Source organism: Pedobacter sp. N36a, assembly GCF_014472395.1.
Lineage (GTDB): Bacteria > Bacteroidota > Bacteroidia > Sphingobacteriales > Sphingobacteriaceae > Pedobacter.
The window spans coordinates 326,248-343,690 of sequence record NZ_JACSZW010000004.1 but is presented as its reverse complement, the minus strand read 5'-3'; the positions used below and the strand labels follow the sequence as shown (position 1 = coordinate 343,690).

Genomic DNA, 17,443 nt, shown 5'->3' with positions numbered 1-17,443 from the left:
ATTTTATTAAATTTGGCAAGATGTACTAATTAAGCTCTATGTTCACTAAACTTGAAATTGTATCCCGCTGGATTATCTTTACCATTGATATTTGTTTAAGCTTACTTGCTTTATTGTTTGCTGTTATTTTGCAGCATAACTTTATCATTGATAAAATTAATTTTATTGGGTTTTATAAATCTATATTATTAGTTATTGCAGTAAATACATTGGTTTTCTATAGTGTAAAAACCTTTGCTGGGATAGTTAGATATACTTCAGCGCAGGATTCTTTTAGGATTTTATTTTCAGTTATTTTAAGTTCCTTAGTTATTTTCTTTACCAATGCAGTGATTATTGTTGCGACTGGCTCTTCAGTAGTAAGTAATGTAGCCATTGTAATATATACGCTGTTTAGCTTCTTAATGCTGATTACCTATAGAATTATTGTGAAATACTTCTTTATGTACTTAAAGAATGCCAAGCTTGATAAGATTAGAGTAATTATTTATGGCGCGGGTGAAGCTGGTGTAGCAACAAAAAGAACTTTTGATCATGATGCTAAAGTAAATAAGACAATTATTGCTTTTGTAGATGATGATTTAAGAAAAGTAGGAAAAACCATTGATGGAGTAAAGATTTTAGACGCTTCTCAATTGGAGCACCTAATTATAAAACATGAAGTCGATGAAATTATCTTTGCTTCTTATACTATTCCTCCTGATAGGAAAAACCAGGTAGTGGATGTATGTTTAGAGCACAATGTAAAAATATTAAACATTCCTTCTCCTGATGTATGGGCTAAAGGACAGGTCACTACTGCTCAAATTCAAAACTTGAACATTGAGGATCTTTTAAATAGGAAGCCAATTGAAATTGATATCAACGGAATACAAAATCAGCTAAAAGACAAAAGAATCTTAATTACTGGTGCTGCAGGATCTATTGGTAGTGAAATTGTTAGACAACTATTAAAGTTTGAGACAGGGTTGATTATTCTTTGTGATCAAAGTGAAACGGCATTACACAATATCTATTTAGAATTGGAGGAGACCCATGCCAATACTAATTTCCATGCTTTTATTGGGGATGTAAAAGACGAAAAACGAATGGATTTTCTCTTTGAGACGTATAAGCCACATTATGTGTATCACGCAGCTGCCTATAAACATGTTCCTTTAATGGAAGATAACCCTGCAGAGGCGATTAAAACAAACGTGATGGGCACTAAGATGATCGCTGACAAATCAGTGAAGCATGGTGTGCAGAAGTTTGTAATGATTTCTACGGATAAAGCAGTGAATCCTACCAATGTAATGGGAGCTTCTAAAAGAATTGCCGAAATCTATGTTCAATCGTTGAATAATTCCCTCCACCATACCGATCATATCTTTAGTAACGGCCTTAGTTATATCAATGATCTACATGCCAAGCCAATCACCAAATTCATTACCACACGTTTTGGAAATGTTTTGGGATCTAATGGCTCAGTAATCCCTCGTTTTAAACAACAGATCGAAAAGGGTGGGCCGGTTACGGTAACCCATCCTGAAATTACCCGTTATTTTATGACCATTCCGGAGGCATGCCGTTTAGTATTAGAAGCAGGTTGTATGGGAAAAGGAGGAGAGATTTTTGTTTTTGATATGGGTAAATCTGTTAAGATTGTTGAACTGGCTAAAAAGATGATTCGCCTAGCTGGCTTAGTGCCAAATGAAGATATAAAAATTGCTTTTTCGGGATTACGCCCTGGTGAGAAGTTATTTGAAGAGTTATTGAATGACAATGAAAATACGATGCCTACACACCATGAAAAAATCATGATTGGTAAGGTAAGAGAATATGATTTTAATGAAGTGCAATTACAACTGGTGAAATTGGCAGGTTATGCAGTAACCGACCATACCACTAAAGTAGTGCAGCAGATGAAAGTCATTGTTCCAGAATTTAAAAGTAAAAACTCCATCTTTGAAGAGTTAGATGTGGAACGCCAGGAAGCTCCTGTAATACCTCAGAACTAGAACCCCCACATGAATTTTAAAACCAAACACATCTCCTGGATAGGAGCCCTAATTTTTGGCAGTATCAGTGCTCAAGCACAAACACCGAATGTCAATATTCCATATTCTTATCAATTTTATCAAAAGCTGAATAAATCAGTTTACGATGTAAACAATCGTTCACATTCTTCTATAAAGGGTTACTATGCGGACGATTCTTTATTGGTTCATCGTTATAATGAGTTGATGAAAATGGGCACGGATTCTTTAAATCACCGTTCCTGGCTGAGAAGAAAGATTACTGAAGAACATTTATTGAATTTTAAAGGTGAGGATTACGAGGTTTACGCCGACTTCCTGCCAGATTTCCAAATTGGAAGGGAATTCAACGAGGGTAAAACAACCTGGATCAATACTAGAGGAGTTCAATTAGGTGGTACAGTAGGAAAGCAGTTTTCTTTCTATACGAATGTTTATGAGAATCAAGGTGTGTTTGCCAACTACCTGACAGATTTTATCAACACCAATCAAGTGGTGCCAAGTCAGATGTCCGGTAAATTATCAGGGACCACCAAAGACTGGTCTTATGCAACAGCATTACTCTCTTATACCCCTAATAAGCATTTAAACCTTGCAGTAGGTTACGATAAAAACTTTATTGGCGACGGGTACCGTTCCATGTTACTTTCTGACGTAGCAGCAAACTATTCTTTTGTAAGGTTACGTGCAAGCTTAGGTAACGTACAATACCAAACGATTTTTGGTTATATGCTGGATCCGGGTGCACAAAAGCTGACGACCGATAGACGTTTGGGAGATCGTGGGAAATGGGCAGCAATGCACTATGTAGATTGGAATGCCACAAAGCGTTTTTCTATTGGATTTTTCCAGGCAGTAACCTGGGCAGATGCAGAACCCGAAGGTAAAAGAGGTTTCGACTTTAATTATATTCATCCTTTTATCTTTCTTCGCTCTGTTGAAAGTGCAAATACTACTTCGCCGGATAAAATGCGCTTAGGTATTAATACAAAATATGAAATTTTAGATAAAACAACGGTTTACGGTCAGTTCATGATCGATGAGTTTACCGCTAAAGAGTTTTTTGGTAACAAAGGCTACTGGGCAAATAAATGGGCTTTACAAATAGGTTTTAGAGGTTCTGACTTATTCAAAGTAGAAGGCTTAAATTATCTAGCTGAGTTTAACACAGCAAGGCCATATACTTATGCTCACTTTGATAGGGTATCAAATTATGCGGCAATGAATCAGCCCTTAGCGCACCCTATGGGAGCAAACTTTAAAGAGGTATTAGGATTGATGAACTATACTTACAAACGTTTCGATTTTCAAGGACAGTTGATGTATGCGAGATATGGTCTGGATCCAGAAGGACAAAACTATGGAAAGGACATTTTTAAGTCTTATGATACCAGGGTATCTCAATATGGTAACTATATCGGCCAAGGTATTAAAACTAACTTATACTTCGCTGAAGGACGCGTAGCCTACCTTTTAAATCCAAAATACAACCTACGCTTGGAAGTAGGAGGAGTTTATAGAAAAGAAAGCAATAGCTTGGGTAATAAGAACACTGGCTTAATCACATTTGGATTGAGAAGTACATTCAGGAACTTATATCAGGACATGTAAAGTTACTCCTATAAATATTTATCAAAAAGGCCAGCGACAAAAACGCTGGCCTTTTTGATTTAACAAAAATTGCAAACTTTACGCTTTAACTAAATAATTAGGATCTAGAAAATTCAATTAGCGGATCAAAATTGCCCTTATCAGCTTCACGTAATGCAGAAATATATCTTCCCCGAGTTTCACCACCTTGTACGAGACTGTTATTTCCCCATGAAAATGCTTCAAGTCCGAATATCTTATTTACAATCACATCAGCAACTAACCGTGAATGCCTCCCATTCCCATTAGCAAAGCAATGAATTAAAACAATACGATGCTTAAAGCGAATCGCTATTTCATCCGGAGTGTAGGTGCGATGTTCAATCCAGTATATGCAATCATCAATTAGTACGCGTAAATTTGTTCCAATTAAATAGGATTTTATCCCGATATTTTTTTCAGAAGTACGGAATGAACCTGCTCAACGCCATACACCTGATAGCATTTTAATATGAAGGTTACATATAAATTGCTCAGTTAGAATTTCTGATCCTGTAAATCTTTTTCGACGTTGTCTTAACCACAACATAGCTTCTTCAACATTGCGTTGCTCCGCCTCGTCCAATTCTCCTCTAGTAGTAATTAAAGAGATTAACAGCCCATCTTTTTCTTCTTCGTTTAAAGGGGTCTGACCATCTAAATACTCGATGTCTAGTCCCATAGGCTTTTTGGGACATCTTTTTTAATATCAAGTGTCATTTCTTCAATAGCTTGTTTTAGCCGTTCATTTGAATTTGCCTGATCTTCAAGCGACATAGTTATTGAGGTTCTTTTTACGATCTCAACAGCAATAATACGTGCTTTTTTTTCAATCATTTCTTCAAGAGAACTATCTTTGGGAATGAACCCATAAACTAGTTTCATATTCAAGGCTTCACCTGCAGCTTTTAAAGAATTAATACTTATAGAGCCTTCTGCTTCTCTATTCTCTAAATCCTTTACACCTTGTGCAGACATAGTCATTTTCTGACCTAATTGCTTCAAAGACATATTTAAGGACTTACGTAGAGTACTAATCCAACCAGTTGGTGGGATTTGAATTGTGGACAAAGGCATGAATAACTGTATTTTTTTATCCAATTGTCTTATAATTAGTAGCCTGCTGTTTTTAAGCTTCATAAGCATATATCTTTAATTTTACATATCAAATATAAAGCTATAACTTTAAAATTCAATTTAATTTTTAAGTATATACGCTGATATTATGCATTTTCTTTAAAGCCAAAGCTTTAAAGAAAATGCATAATATCTACAGGGATTCTAGAATCCTAATTGAAATGATTGTTATTTCGGTCAAAACATAGCTGCCATGGGGATTGCTTTGTGAATTATATTAAAAAACACCCATTCCTCCTTTCCCTCGCTTTTTTGAAATTCCCCTTTTTTTCTACGGAATAAATCCTACTTTTGCGTTTAATTAGATTTCTTCTAAATAACGAATTGGGATTAACTCGTTATTTTACAATTAATAACAGGGATGCGGGGTAGCTATAATTTTCTTTTTTCACTTTTTTGTCTGACGTCAGTAACACTCATTTCACCGGCGCAGGCCCAGCAAAAAGGCAAAAAGAACAATTCTTCTAAAAAAGATACAGTAAATAACAAAATCGATAGCCTCAAGGCAAAGCAGATCTCACTGGATGAAGTAGTGATCACGGCAAAAGAATCGAAAGGATTAAGTACCGCTTCGATAATTGACCGCAAGGCGATGCAGCACTTGCAGCCTTCCAGTTTTACCGATTTATTGGCATTGTTACCAGGAGGTAGATCGGCAGATCCCAACCTGAGATCCGCCAACCTGATTCATTTAAGACAAACAGGTACGCCAAGTACAGGTTACGACATCTCCTCCTTAGGAACCTCATTCCTGATCGACGGAGCACCCATCAGCACACGCGCAAATATGCAATATACTGCAGGGTTAACGGCACAAAGCGATCGCAATACCAATCGAGACATTACCGCTAAAGGAGTAGACATGCGTACCCTTTCTACCGATCAGATTGAAAGGGTGGAAATCATCAGGGGGATCCCTTCTGTTGAATATGGCGACATCACCAACGGTGTCGTGAAAATCATCCGTAAACAGGGTGAAAGTGGCGTAGAAGCAAGGTTCAAGTCTGATGGCTTTAGTAAACTCGCCTATGTAGGAAAAGGTTTCGCCTTCCCGGATCAGAAGATCCTGCTGAATGTAGATTTCGATTATCTGGATGCCAAAGCGGATCCCACAAACCGTTATGAAAACTTTAAGAGAGTAAATACCTCCATTCGCCTAAACAAGCTTTGGGAAAATAATACCAGAGACATCGACCTGAAAAGTAGCCTGGACTATGGAACTTCCTTCGACAACTACCGCAGTGATCCGGATCTAGACTTGTTGAGCGTAGATAAATATAAATCCACCTACAACCGTCTGGCTTTTAGCAACAACCTGAACATCAATTTCCATCAGCTAGGATTCCTGAAATCAATCGTAGTCAATTCTTCACTGAGTATGCAGCGCGATCAGATCAACCAGACAAAATGGGTGCAGACTGGGGCGGCAACAACTGTAAATCCTTATACGGACGCGGGTGTCCATGATATTGGTTTCCTTCCCCCTAATTATACGGCAAATTTGCTGGTAGATGGGAAACCTGTGGATGCTTTCCTAAAAGCGATGGCCAATATGGGCTTCAAATCAGGGAAAATCAACCATGCCATTCTGGTAGGAGCAGAAGCCAATTATAGTAAAAACCTAGGCCTCGGACAAGTATTTGATCCTTATTTACCACCTTCAGCAGGGATGTCGACCAGGCCAAGATCATATAGGGATATTCCAGCGACGAAAGACTTGTCGGTTTTTGCAGAAGACAGAATAAATGTAATGCTGGGCGCGCACAAGCTGGAGATGGTGGCAGGGGCAAGAGCAATGACGATGGCGGGTTTGTCGGCAGTAGATCCTCGTGCCAACGCACATTGGACTTTGCCAGGAATCAATATTGGTACGCAGCAGTTACAGATTGAATTGGGCGCAGGAATTGGCTGGCAGAGTAAGTTCCCGGTGATCGCCCAGCTGTATCCAGATTATACCTATTACGATCTGGAGCAGCTCAATTACTACCACAACAACCCGGAATATAGAAAAGCCAATGTGATGACCTATAAGTTTCTGGCAGAAAATCGGAATCTGCAGCCTGCAAGAAATAGAAAGTGGGAGCTGAAAGCCGATTTTTCCATGAACCGCAATAGGCTGAGCATTACTTATTTTAAAGAATCCATGACCAATGCTTTTAGAAATGGCTCAGAATTGAAAATTATGGACTTTAAGAAATATGATGCTTCAGGCCTGGATCCAGATAAAATTACTGCCGCACCGGATATTAAAGATCTTCCTTATCAGGATTGGAGAAGGATGCAGCTGGTAAGTGTGGTACTCAATAACAGTGCGCTTTATAAGGAAGGAATAGAATACCGCTTCGCTAGTAACAGAGTAAAGAAAATCAATACCCGGATTACCATATACGGTGCCTGGTTCAAGACGGTTTATGAGAATCATCAGCCAGTATATAGAATTGAGGACCGGGTGATTGACAATAAACAGTTTATGTATGCTGGTTTATATGCGGATGACGGGGGCTATATCAGGTCGCAATTGAATACCAATGCGATTATTGATACTTACCTGCCAAAGGTGGGATTGGAGTTTTCTACCGCAATTGAAAGCAGTTGGTTTTCGTCGAAACAGAATACCCGCAGCACTGGAACGCCAATATCGTATGTAGGCCTGGACGGAATTTCACACCCTTATACAGAAGCTGATAAAAGTGATAAGTATCTGCAATGGCTGAATACCGACATTTCGGAGAGCCAATTCGCAAAAACTACGATCCCAATAGATGTGAACGTCAACTTTAAAGTGGTGAAAAACTTTAAAGATAAAATCCGTGTAGGCATGTTCGTGAACAGGATATTTAACTATGCACCGGATTATACGGTGAATGGTTATACGATTAAAAGGTCTGGTTTAAATAGCCCTTATTTTGGAATGGAATTGAATTTTAATTTATAATAAAGAGATGATGAAGATGACTTTGCGTAATTTATGGATCCCCCTTTGTGCACTATTGATGCTCAATGCTTGTAAGAAAGACAGCGTTCTTGACTCGAAGCAAATCGCTTTAAACTTGGTGCTTGAAAACCCATCAGGCCTTACTGATGCGAAGCTTTCGGAAGTAAAAGTTACTTTCAAAGAGATCAACACGGGTAAAGAAACCCTAAGTACGAATGTAGATCAGCAGAAAATGAACATCACTTTGGGCGAAGGTTCTTATGATGTAAGCCTGGCTGGTCAGATCACTTATACCGAGCAAGGAAAATCGAAGACGAAAAAGGTAGCTGGTTTGAAACAAGGAATGGTGCTCACTGGTGCACAGCATTCGGAAAGTTTAGCCCTGTTTATTGTGGAAGAAGGAGAAGGATTTGTAATTCAGGAGATATTTTTCACCGGAACACAAACACCTGAAAACAAACTTTACCTGGGTGATAAATACTTTGTCATCTATAACAATTCCGCACAAACGCTATATGCAGATGGATTGGTGATTGGACAGTCGGACTTTTTAACGACGCAAAAGAGAGATTATACACCGAATGTGATGTCGGAAGCGGTAGCAGTAGGTTCGGTGATTAAGGTGCCAGGTTCCGGAACGCAATATCCCGTATTGCCAGGAAAATCTATAGTGATTGCTGATGATGCCATCAACCATAAAGAATATAACCCGGTTTCTATTGACCTGAGAAAGGCCGATTTCGAGATTTTTAACGAGGATGCCGATGATATCGACAATCCACAGGTAAAAAATATGGAGAATGTTTACGGTAGAATGGTCCTTCACAACAGAGGGTTCACCAGCTATGTGCTGGCGAAATTCCCGAATGGTACGGATGACTTTTTGACCCATCAAAAATACGACTATAGCTATAACCTGCAGGTTGGCGGAGTAGTTTATCCAATGGATCAGGAAGAATATAAAATTCCAAACAGCTGGATCATTGATGCCGTAAACTTAAGCGTGCAGTCGGATTTTCAATGGATTGTAACGGACCCTTCTTTGGATATGGGCTGGACTTTCTGCGGTAAACTGAGTGCTGATAAAACCAGATTCGGTAAAAGTGTAAGACGTAAGGTGCTTTCTACAACTACTGAAGGTAGGGTGATTTTGAAAGATACCAATAACTCTAGTTTAGACTTTGAGGCGGAAGCTAAACCTTACTTAATGCAATAAAAGAAAATGTTAAAGCAATTAAAGGTTTTTATAGTGATCATGGTCGCTGGCATCGGTTTTTCCCATGCCAGTGATACGGCTAAGCTGGACAGCTTGGGTCTGGACAGCCTTATGCTGCGGCAAAAACTGAAGGAATACCATGCGCCATTGACCCGTTTTACCGATGGCTTTTATACGAATCCTGCCATGAAATACTATTCGCGGAATTCTTCTTTAACGGAGCTGAGCCTGGGGTATACAGCGGATAAACAGGGAAGGTATGAAATGCAGCAAGGAAAGGGCGGACAACGTTTTGGTTTCGATACAGAGGCGCTATTGAAACATAAAGATAAAGATGTGCTATGGGGATCGGCAGCCTATTCCAACGGAAAAAGGAAAAACGTGCTTTGGAATGAAAGTTCTGATTATGCCATTATAGCGCCTTATGTGATGGCGGATACGGTGGGTGGTGACCTTTCCTATGAGCAGTATTCTTTTAGTGGTGGATATGGGATTCAGCTCGGTAAAACGATGCTGGGTATTTCTGGAAAATATAGGGCTTTGCTGGAATATCGAGACATCGACCCAAGACCGAAAAATGTGGTGTCAGACCTGGAATTTGAACTGGGTGCTGCTCGTGCCCTAAATCAAAAATACCATTTGGCAATTGGCCTTTCTGCCAGAAAGTATACGCAGGAAAACATCATCAAGTTTTATAATCAGCTGGGTTCCCCAGTGGTTTATCACATGACAGGACTGGGAACAGATAATAAGCTGTTTGCCGGCAACAGAACGGAAAGCTATTATAATGGTGGAGGTTATGGCTTCCAGCTGCAATTGGCCCCGAAAGATAAGATTGGTTTGTTTTCTACTTTGGAATACCGCGACTTCTCTTTTGATAAAACCATACGAATCGTTTTGGAAGCCCTGCCGATGGCAGAGCTGAAATCGAAGCTTTGGAAAGGGGAACTGGCTTATTTACTGGGAGACCAGGAGCGTCAGTATGGCCTGAAAATAGCCGCCAGAAATGAGCAAAGAAGCGGAATAGAGTCGAAATTTGACAACCGCGGACAAGGGAGTTATGTAAAGATTGCTTCCAGTAAAAATTACCTGAACGAGCAGTCTGAATTTCGCTTAACAGGAATTTACAATGTGCAAAAGCAAAAAACAATGTCCTGGCAAGTATTGGCCGATATCGGTTATACCGCAGAGAGAACGGAATATGCAGATCCGGCAAGAAGCATGGATTTTAGAGCGATTAGTGGTGGGATAAACCTTGGGCTAACCAGTGTACTGGGGAAATCATTGCTGCAGGCTGCGGTGGCTGGAAAGATTTCTAAAAATACCGATGCAACGCGCTCATGGTCAGATTTAAATGCCTCCAGCGCGGTTTATCGCATGCTGGAAAGTAATTATGCCTACCATGTTTCTGACTATCAACAGTTAAATTTGTCCGCCAGATGGGATTATCCCCTTAAAAATGGAATGGGCATCTCCCTGAAATCGGTGTACAGCTATACCGCTTTCGACACAAAATATACCGGTAACCAATTCCTGCTGACTGGAGGAATTACTTTTTAATAATTTATAATGAATAGAATATTTATCATCCTTTCTTTTCTGTTGATCTTCGTGGTCGGATCCGCTTTTTACGCAGAAGATGAACAGACTTCATTAAGAGCACAATACAGTAAACCGGTCAGTGAATGGCCAAAGCCGACAATTGATAGTGGTGTAAACTGGACGGAAATGAGTTCCTTGCCAGCTATCGACAGCAATTATTTTAAGGTAATGGCTGAACCAAAGGTGATGCTGGGACAACTCTTGTTTTTTGATCCATTACTTTCTGGTTCCAATCAGGTTTCCTGCAGCAGCTGTCACGACCCGGAAATCGCCTGGGGCGATAAACGTGCCGTAGCACTCGGAAATGATCATTTGCAGGGCAATAGAAATACGCCTACACTGCTCAATGTAGCGGAACGCAAAACTTTGTTCTGGGATGGCAGGGCGGCAACATTGGAGTCTCAGGTAGATGGCCCGATTACGGCGCACCATGAGATGAACATGAAGCCTGAGGCTTTACCTAAAAAATTAGGGAAGATCAAAGGCTATAGAGAATTGTTCCTGAAGGCTTATGGAAAAGAAAAGATCACTTATCCACAAATTGTGGAGTCGATAGGTGAATTTGAAAGAACGATCAGAAGCAGAAGAAGTAAGTTTGACCGTTTTCTGGATGGAGAAACCAAAGTTTTAGACGATCAGGAGCTTCATGGACTGCACCTTTTCCGTACTAAAGCGAGGTGTATGAACTGTCACAATGGAAAATACCTGACGGACGAAGAGTTTCATAATATCGGCTTGACTTACTATAAGCGCAAATACCAGGATTTAGGAAGGCACCTGATCACCGGTAAAAAGGAAGATGTAGGGAAATTCAGAACCCCTTCCTTAAGAGATGTGATGCATACCGGCCCATGGATGCACAATGGCATGTTCGACAGCATGACTGGGGTGGTTAATATTTACAATAGCGGCATGCACATGGTCGATCCAACAGCAGCACAGGCCAAAGCAGATCCTTTATATCCGAAAACTGATCCACTGTTAAAACCATTGAAATTAACCAATGCAGAGGTGAAGGCTGTAGTGGCTTTTATGAACGCAATTACCGCAACACAGTACCACATGAGAAGACCGGAATTGCCAAGATAATTTCTTTATTTCAGGCTTTTTCCTCAAAATATCAGCGGAGGTCCTCCTGGATTTCTCGCAATCTGTCTGATAGACAGTTCTTTCTATTGTCCTGATTCGGAGCTTTTAGGAGCTCTGGAATGCCAGGAATTCAATAGCTTAATTCTTTAAAATATCAGCGCAAAATGGGCCTTTAGGTCAGATTTTGCGTACTTTTGCGGTCTTTTTAACTTATGCCGATGATAGACAGTGCCAGGATTCTTGAAGTACTCAATCGCTCAGCAAGTGTGAATTTGCTGAAGCTGAGGAACAGGGATATTGTGATAGAATTTCTAATCAATACTTTTATAAATGAGAAAGCTACCGTTTCCTCCGATCATGTTCATTCTTTATTGGCTGACTTCCTGGATCTTAAGCAGGTAGACAATGATGAGGAGTATGAAATTGAAAGCTTTGACTCGTACGAGGTAAAGGCCAGAAAATATGTGAGGAAGTGGACGGACAGTGGTTTTTTAACGAATTACCAGGACGACCAGGGAGAGATATTCTACGAGATTTCTGCACATTCCAGTAAAACCATCGACTGGTTAATGAGTCTGCAGAAAAAGGAGTTTGTAGGTACAGAATCCAGATTCAAGGATATTTTCAATCAGTTGAAAGAATTGGTGGAGTTCACCAATGGTGATCGCGACAATCGTTTGGCCATTTTAGAAGAAAAAAGACTGGAAATTGAACACCAGATCGAACAGCTGAAATCAGGTAAAAAGGTGAAGATCTACCAGGATTATGAAGTGATTCCACGTTATAATCAATTGACACAAGGGGCAAAAGAACTTTTGTCGGACTTTAAAGAGGTGGAAGATAACTTTAAAGAGATCACCAGACAGATTTATCAGAAACATGCAGAAGGGAGCTTAACAAAAGACCATATCCTGGAATTTACGTTCGATGCCCTGGATCAGATTAAAGACAGTCAGCAGGGTAAGAGTTTTTACGCCTTCTGGTCTTTCCTGCTGGATCCGGTGTTACAGGAAGAATGGACCACGCTGAGCAATACGCTATTCGAAAGATTAGACGAAAGAGAGATTGTAGTCGGCGATTTTTTCCTGAAAGGAATGAAGAAATACTTGCACGCTTCCGGTCAGAAGGTGTATAAGGCAAATGATAAGATGGCGGAGAAATTAGGCCGTATCATCAGAGAATCTGAAGGTTCTAAAATCCAGGTTACACATCACGTGATCCAGGAGATTAAAACAATGCTGATCGAAGTAGGAAAGCAGGAAAACCGTCCGGATATCGGATTGGTCCTGGAATCAAACCTGGAAATCTATCCTTTTTTTGAACAGCGCCTGATGCTGGAACAACCGGAAGAACTGCTTTATAACACAAGGCCTAAGTTAGCAGACAAAGACATTTTAAGTTCAAGGCAGCTGGGTAAGTTATTCGGTCAGACGAAGATCGATAAAGAACTGCTGCGGAAAAAAATCAGAACGGTATTGTCAGGGAGAGCCCGCGTTTCCCTATTTGAAATCATTGAAGCCGATGGTGGTATCGCAGATGGCCTTCCAGAGCTGTTTGGATATTTATCCGTGGCCAAAGAGTTCAAACATACCATCAACCCAGAAAACACACAGCGTATTTTATTTGACGCCCAAGGGCAGAAGTCAATCAACGTACCTGAAGTAATCCTATTAAAGAATGAGTAATTTTGAAGATAAAACAAAGCCTTATTCCAAGGCCATCATCCGGCTGCTGAAAGGCCCGGTGTACTCCCAATCCAGTGTTTGGGAAGATATTATTCATTACCAGCGAGAGATTCAACACTATTTAAATGTGATTGGTTTGGAGCTGATCTTGAAAAAAGAAGAAGGCCTGGCTTTCTTTAAACAGTTTGAAAATAATGAAGGCCACACGATGGGATTGATCTCCCGCCGCCAGATTGGCTTTGAAACTTCTATCGTGCTGGTGATTTTACGCCAGATGCTCGAAGATTTCGATAACAATCCTACACTGATCGATGGCAATGAGAAATTCATCAGCCATAAAGAGATCCGTGAAGAGATTGAATTGTTCCTGCCAGAAAAATATAACCGTGTGAAATTCCTAAAAGAACTGGACAGCTATATCCGCAAAACCGTGGAGCTGGGATATTTGAAAGAACAGCAGGAAGCCGATGCAGAGCCGATTTACAAAATTCAACGCATCATCAAGGAAAAAGTAACACTGGATGTTTTAAAAGATTTTAAACTGAAACTGGAGGAATATGTATAGTTTATTTAGCACAAGTTCCGACAAAGCAGGATACCGTCTGCAATACATGGAAGTGTACAATTGGGGAACATTTGATGGGGAGATCTTCAAGATTTCGCCTAAAGGAAACAATTCCCTGCTGACAGGCGCAAATGCCTCTGGTAAAAGTACGTTTATTGATGCCTTGCTCACTTTGCTGGTTCCAGTGAAAGGAGATCGTTTTTATAACCAGAGTTCTGGAGTAGAGAAAAAAGGAGATAGAACGGAAGAGACTTATGTATATGGTCATTATGGTAATATTCAGAACGAAGGGGAGCTAAAAGCAACCACTCAAAAACTGAGAGACCATACCGCTTACTCCGTATTATTAGCCTCATTTGAAAATACAGAGGGACAGGTGATCACCTTGTTCCAGGTGCGTTGGTTTAGCAATGGGGAGCTGAAAAGAAGCTTCGGAATTGCCCATGTACCCCTGGAAATTGAAAAAGACTTTGGCCAGTTTGATGGTAAAGGGATCTGGAAGAGACGCCTGGAGAAAATATACAATTACGCGGTTTCTAAAAAGCGCGTAGAGTTTCTGGATGGCCCAACGAAGTATGCGGAAAGATTAGCACACTTGTTTGGGATGCGCTCGGTCAATGCTTTAAGCCTGTTCAACCAGGTGGTAGGTGTGAAAGTACTCGAAGACCTGGACGAATTTATCCGCATGAACATGCTGGAGTATCAGGACGCAGAAGCAGAATTTATTCAGCTGAAGGAGAGTTTCATTACCCTGATGGATGCGAAAACAAACATCGAAAAGGCGAAAGAACAGATTGCACAGCTGAGTCCAATCGATGACCTGGCTACCCAGCTTGCCGAAATTGAAACCAAGCTGGAAGTACTGCAGAAAGACAAGGATACTGCGGTATTCTGGTTCGCCGGAAAAGGAGTGGAGCTGATCACAGCCAAGCTGGACAAAAATAAGGAGGTGCTGCAGCAATTAAAAGCAGACCTGATCCAGCTGAAGGAAAAAGATGAGGCGGCAAGGAAGCAGGAAAGAGCGCTTTCGATGTCCATTGAAAATGAAGAGGTTTGGAAACAGATTGAAAAGATTGAAGAGGAGATCAAACAGGCGGAGAAACTAAGGAACCACCGTCAGCATAAACTAGAAAGCTACAACCGTTTGGTGGCCGCGCTGGACCTTCCTCAAAATCCAGATGCCCATGTATTTGCTGATTCCAGAGCCCTAACACAAGAAAAGCGCTCGGAAGGAGATGCACAGCGGGAACTGGAAGAAGAAAAGAAAAGACAAATTAAGAATGAGATCGACCGGCTGCAGGAAGAAGTAGATAACTTGCTGGCAGTAGTGGGATCTCTTCAAAAAAATAAAAATAACATCTCCGGAAGAGAAGCCGACATCAGGGAAGATATCCTGGCTCATGTAGGCGCTACGAAAGATGAACTGCCATTTATTGGGGAGCTGATCCGTGTAAGGGAAGAAGACCTGGAATGGGAGCCGGCGATAGAGAAAGTGCTTCATAATTTCGCATTGAGGCTGATTGTTCCTGAAAAGTATTACAATGAGGTGAATGCCTATGTGAACCGCACGAACCTGAAAGGGCGGATTACTTATCAGCGCTACAAAGGATTTACTTCGATGGGCAGCCTGAAAAGAAGGTCTTATGAGGGCGATTTATTGGTCAACAAGCTGGAATTTAAAAATGGTTCTGTGTATGCGGAATGGCTAGAGGATGCGATTGCCAGTCAGTACAATTACAGCTGCGCCGAAAGTCTGGAAGAATTTAACCGCTATGAAGAGAAGGCGCTGACGAAAGAAGGGCTGATCAACGCGGTAAAAGGAAAGCATGAAAAAGATGATCGTCCGCATATTGCCAGAAGAGAGAACTTTGTACTCGGATGGGACAATAAGGATAAAATCAACCTCTTGAAACAGGAATTGTCGGCTTTCCAGGAAAAGCAAAAAGAAAATCAGCAGCAGCTGGAATTCATCAACCAATCCATCAAAAAGATCGATGAGCTGAAAGAGAAATTCTACCAGCTGCATTCTGATTATGCAGTGTTTGAAGACTTGAATTGGGCGGTTTATGCCACAGAAATTGAAGAGAAAAAGGCGGTAAAAGAAAGTCTGGAGAAAACTAATGATAAGGTTAGGGAGCTGCAGAAACAACTGGAAATCGTAAAAGGGCAGTTAGATGCCATTGATAAGGAAAAAGAGCGCAGCGTGAAGCTGAAGCACGATACGGAATGGATGAAACAGAGCCTGGAGAAGGAACTGACGGCAAATAAGGAAACTTTGGCCTTGTTTGAAGGACACCATCCGGAAGTAGCCGAATTTGAAGCGACTCATGAACATTTATTGAACATTCAGCATGTCAACTTTAAGGCGGCACAGGATACTTTCAGGGAGCAGAATATGAACCTTGGAAATGACCTTCGCTCTGAAAAGCATAAAAAAGAAAATGCGGCGAGAATTAAGATCAATAACTTCAAGCAGCCCAATGAACAGCTGACCCAGAAGTTTAAAGATTGGCGTTCTGATGTGAATGGCCTGCCGGATTCGACGAACCTGGAGTTCATCGCGGAGTATCAAAAACGACTGCAGCAGTTGAAAGAAGATAACCTGCCGAAATATGAGCAGAAGTTCGAAGCTTATCTGCAGGAAACGATCATCAATAAGATTGGTGATTTCAGGATGTTCTTTGAAAACTGGGCGGATTCCATCAAGGAAAACGTAAAAGTATTGAACGAAGCGCTATTTGAGATCGATTTCAAAAGCACACCGAAGACCTATATTCAGCTGGTAGCCCCAGATCGGATTTATGAAGACGTGAAAACTTTTAGAACGTTGTTGAATAATGCGATTCCTAACGGACAAGAAGGGGAAGATCTGATGGAAGGCAAGAAACTGCATTTCGACAGACATATTGAGCCGCTAATTGAGAAGTTAGAAAAAGAAGAATGGCGCAAAAAGGTGATGGACGTCCGTTCCTGGTACAGCTATAAAGCAGAAGAGTTTTATAAGGAAACCGGGCAGAAGTATAAAACGTATGAGAACATGGGCCAGCTTTCCGGTGGAGAAAAAGCACAGCTGACTTATACGATTCTAGGTTCTGCGATTGCTTATCAGTTTGGGTTGACAAAAGAAGGATTGCAAAACAATTCATTCCGTTTTATTGCCATTGATGAGGCTTTTAAAGCTCAGGATGAAGATAAAGCACGTTACCTGATCACTTTATGCAGACAGCTTCATTTGCAGTTACTGGTCGTAACGCCTAGTGATAACATCCATATCGTGGAAAACGACATCTCTTTTGTTCACTTTGTGGAGCGTAAAGATGAAAGACATTCCTGGTTGTATGACATGCCAATTGAACAGTTTAAAGCAGAAAGAGCACACTTTGTAAAAGAGTAAGTGTATTTCCATCAGCTATAGATTTATAAGAATACGGAAAGGGTTAATTCAGCAATAAGCATTGTTGGATTAACCCTTTTGCTTTTTATAAGCTGAGTAAAAACGCTTTATCGGTGAAAAATACAAGATCAATGACGAGAAAAAACTATAAACGGTGATTAGATCTTAGTAAT

The 17,443-nt window shown here is 40.7% G+C and carries 11 protein-coding genes and 1 pseudogene; 9 read left to right on the top strand and 3 right to left on the bottom strand.

What is annotated here, in order from left to right:
* Nucleotides 1-38 precede the first annotated feature (38 nt).
* The gene (locus tag H9X96_RS10290; protein ID WP_187666185.1) at nucleotides 39-2,000 is read left to right on the top strand and encodes a nucleoside-diphosphate sugar epimerase/dehydratase; all 1,962 of its coding nucleotides are present in this window, start codon (nucleotides 39-41) and stop codon (nucleotides 1,998-2,000) included.
* Between the two features lie 9 nt (nucleotides 2,001-2,009).
* Nucleotides 2,010-3,629, top strand: a complete 1,620-nt coding sequence (locus H9X96_RS10285) for a gliding motility protein RemB (protein WP_187666184.1) — start codon at nucleotides 2,010-2,012, stop codon at nucleotides 3,627-3,629.
* 97 nt (nucleotides 3,630-3,726) lie between these two features.
* Here the strand turns inward: H9X96_RS10285 and H9X96_RS23085 are convergent.
* From H9X96_RS23085 to H9X96_RS10275, 3 genes and pseudogenes are all read right to left on the bottom strand, one after another.
* A pseudogene (locus H9X96_RS23085) lies at nucleotides 3,727-4,077 on the bottom strand (mobile mystery protein B); the annotation flags it as partial.
* Between the two features lie 12 nt (nucleotides 4,078-4,089).
* Entirely contained in the window at nucleotides 4,090-4,329 is a 240-nt protein-coding gene (locus H9X96_RS22685) for a hypothetical protein (RefSeq protein ID WP_222943876.1), read from the bottom strand.
* Nucleotides 4,320-4,787, bottom strand: a complete 468-nt coding sequence (locus H9X96_RS10275) for a mobile mystery protein A (protein ID WP_187666183.1) — start codon at nucleotides 4,785-4,787, stop codon at nucleotides 4,320-4,322. The genes H9X96_RS22685 and H9X96_RS10275 overlap by 10 nt, the downstream gene beginning before the upstream one ends.
* 358 nt (nucleotides 4,788-5,145) lie before the next feature.
* Between H9X96_RS10275 and H9X96_RS10270 the strand changes: the two genes are divergently transcribed.
* From H9X96_RS10270 to H9X96_RS10240, 7 genes are all read left to right on the top strand, one after another.
* Nucleotides 5,146-7,719, top strand: a complete 2,574-nt coding sequence (locus H9X96_RS10270) for a TonB-dependent siderophore receptor (RefSeq protein WP_187666182.1) — start codon at nucleotides 5,146-5,148, stop codon at nucleotides 7,717-7,719.
* A gap of 7 nt (nucleotides 7,720-7,726) precedes the next feature.
* Entirely contained in the window at nucleotides 7,727-8,935 is a 1,209-nt protein-coding gene (locus H9X96_RS10265) for a DUF4876 domain-containing protein (RefSeq protein WP_222943875.1), read from the top strand.
* Between the two features lie 6 nt (nucleotides 8,936-8,941).
* Nucleotides 8,942-10,495, top strand: coding sequence for a DUF6850 family outer membrane beta-barrel protein (locus H9X96_RS10260; RefSeq protein WP_187666181.1), 1,554 nt, complete (start codon nucleotides 8,942-8,944; stop codon nucleotides 10,493-10,495).
* A 9-nt stretch (nucleotides 10,496-10,504) separates the two neighbouring features.
* The gene (locus tag H9X96_RS10255; protein ID WP_187666180.1) at nucleotides 10,505-11,626 is read left to right on the top strand and encodes a cytochrome-c peroxidase; all 1,122 of its coding nucleotides are present in this window, start codon (nucleotides 10,505-10,507) and stop codon (nucleotides 11,624-11,626) included.
* Nucleotides 11,627-11,838: 212 nt separating this feature from the next.
* The gene (locus tag H9X96_RS10250; RefSeq protein ID WP_222943874.1) at nucleotides 11,839-13,311 is read left to right on the top strand and encodes a DUF3375 domain-containing protein; all 1,473 of its coding nucleotides are present in this window, start codon (nucleotides 11,839-11,841) and stop codon (nucleotides 13,309-13,311) included.
* Nucleotides 13,304-13,876, top strand: coding sequence for a DUF4194 domain-containing protein (locus tag H9X96_RS10245; RefSeq protein WP_187666179.1), 573 nt, complete (start codon nucleotides 13,304-13,306; stop codon nucleotides 13,874-13,876). Before H9X96_RS10250 ends, H9X96_RS10245 begins: the two co-directional genes overlap by 8 nt.
* Entirely contained in the window at nucleotides 13,869-17,270 is a 3,402-nt protein-coding gene (locus tag H9X96_RS10240) for an ATP-binding protein (protein ID WP_187666178.1), read from the top strand. Before H9X96_RS10245 ends, H9X96_RS10240 begins: the two co-directional genes overlap by 8 nt.
* The last annotated feature ends 173 nt before the right edge of the window (nucleotides 17,271-17,443 follow it).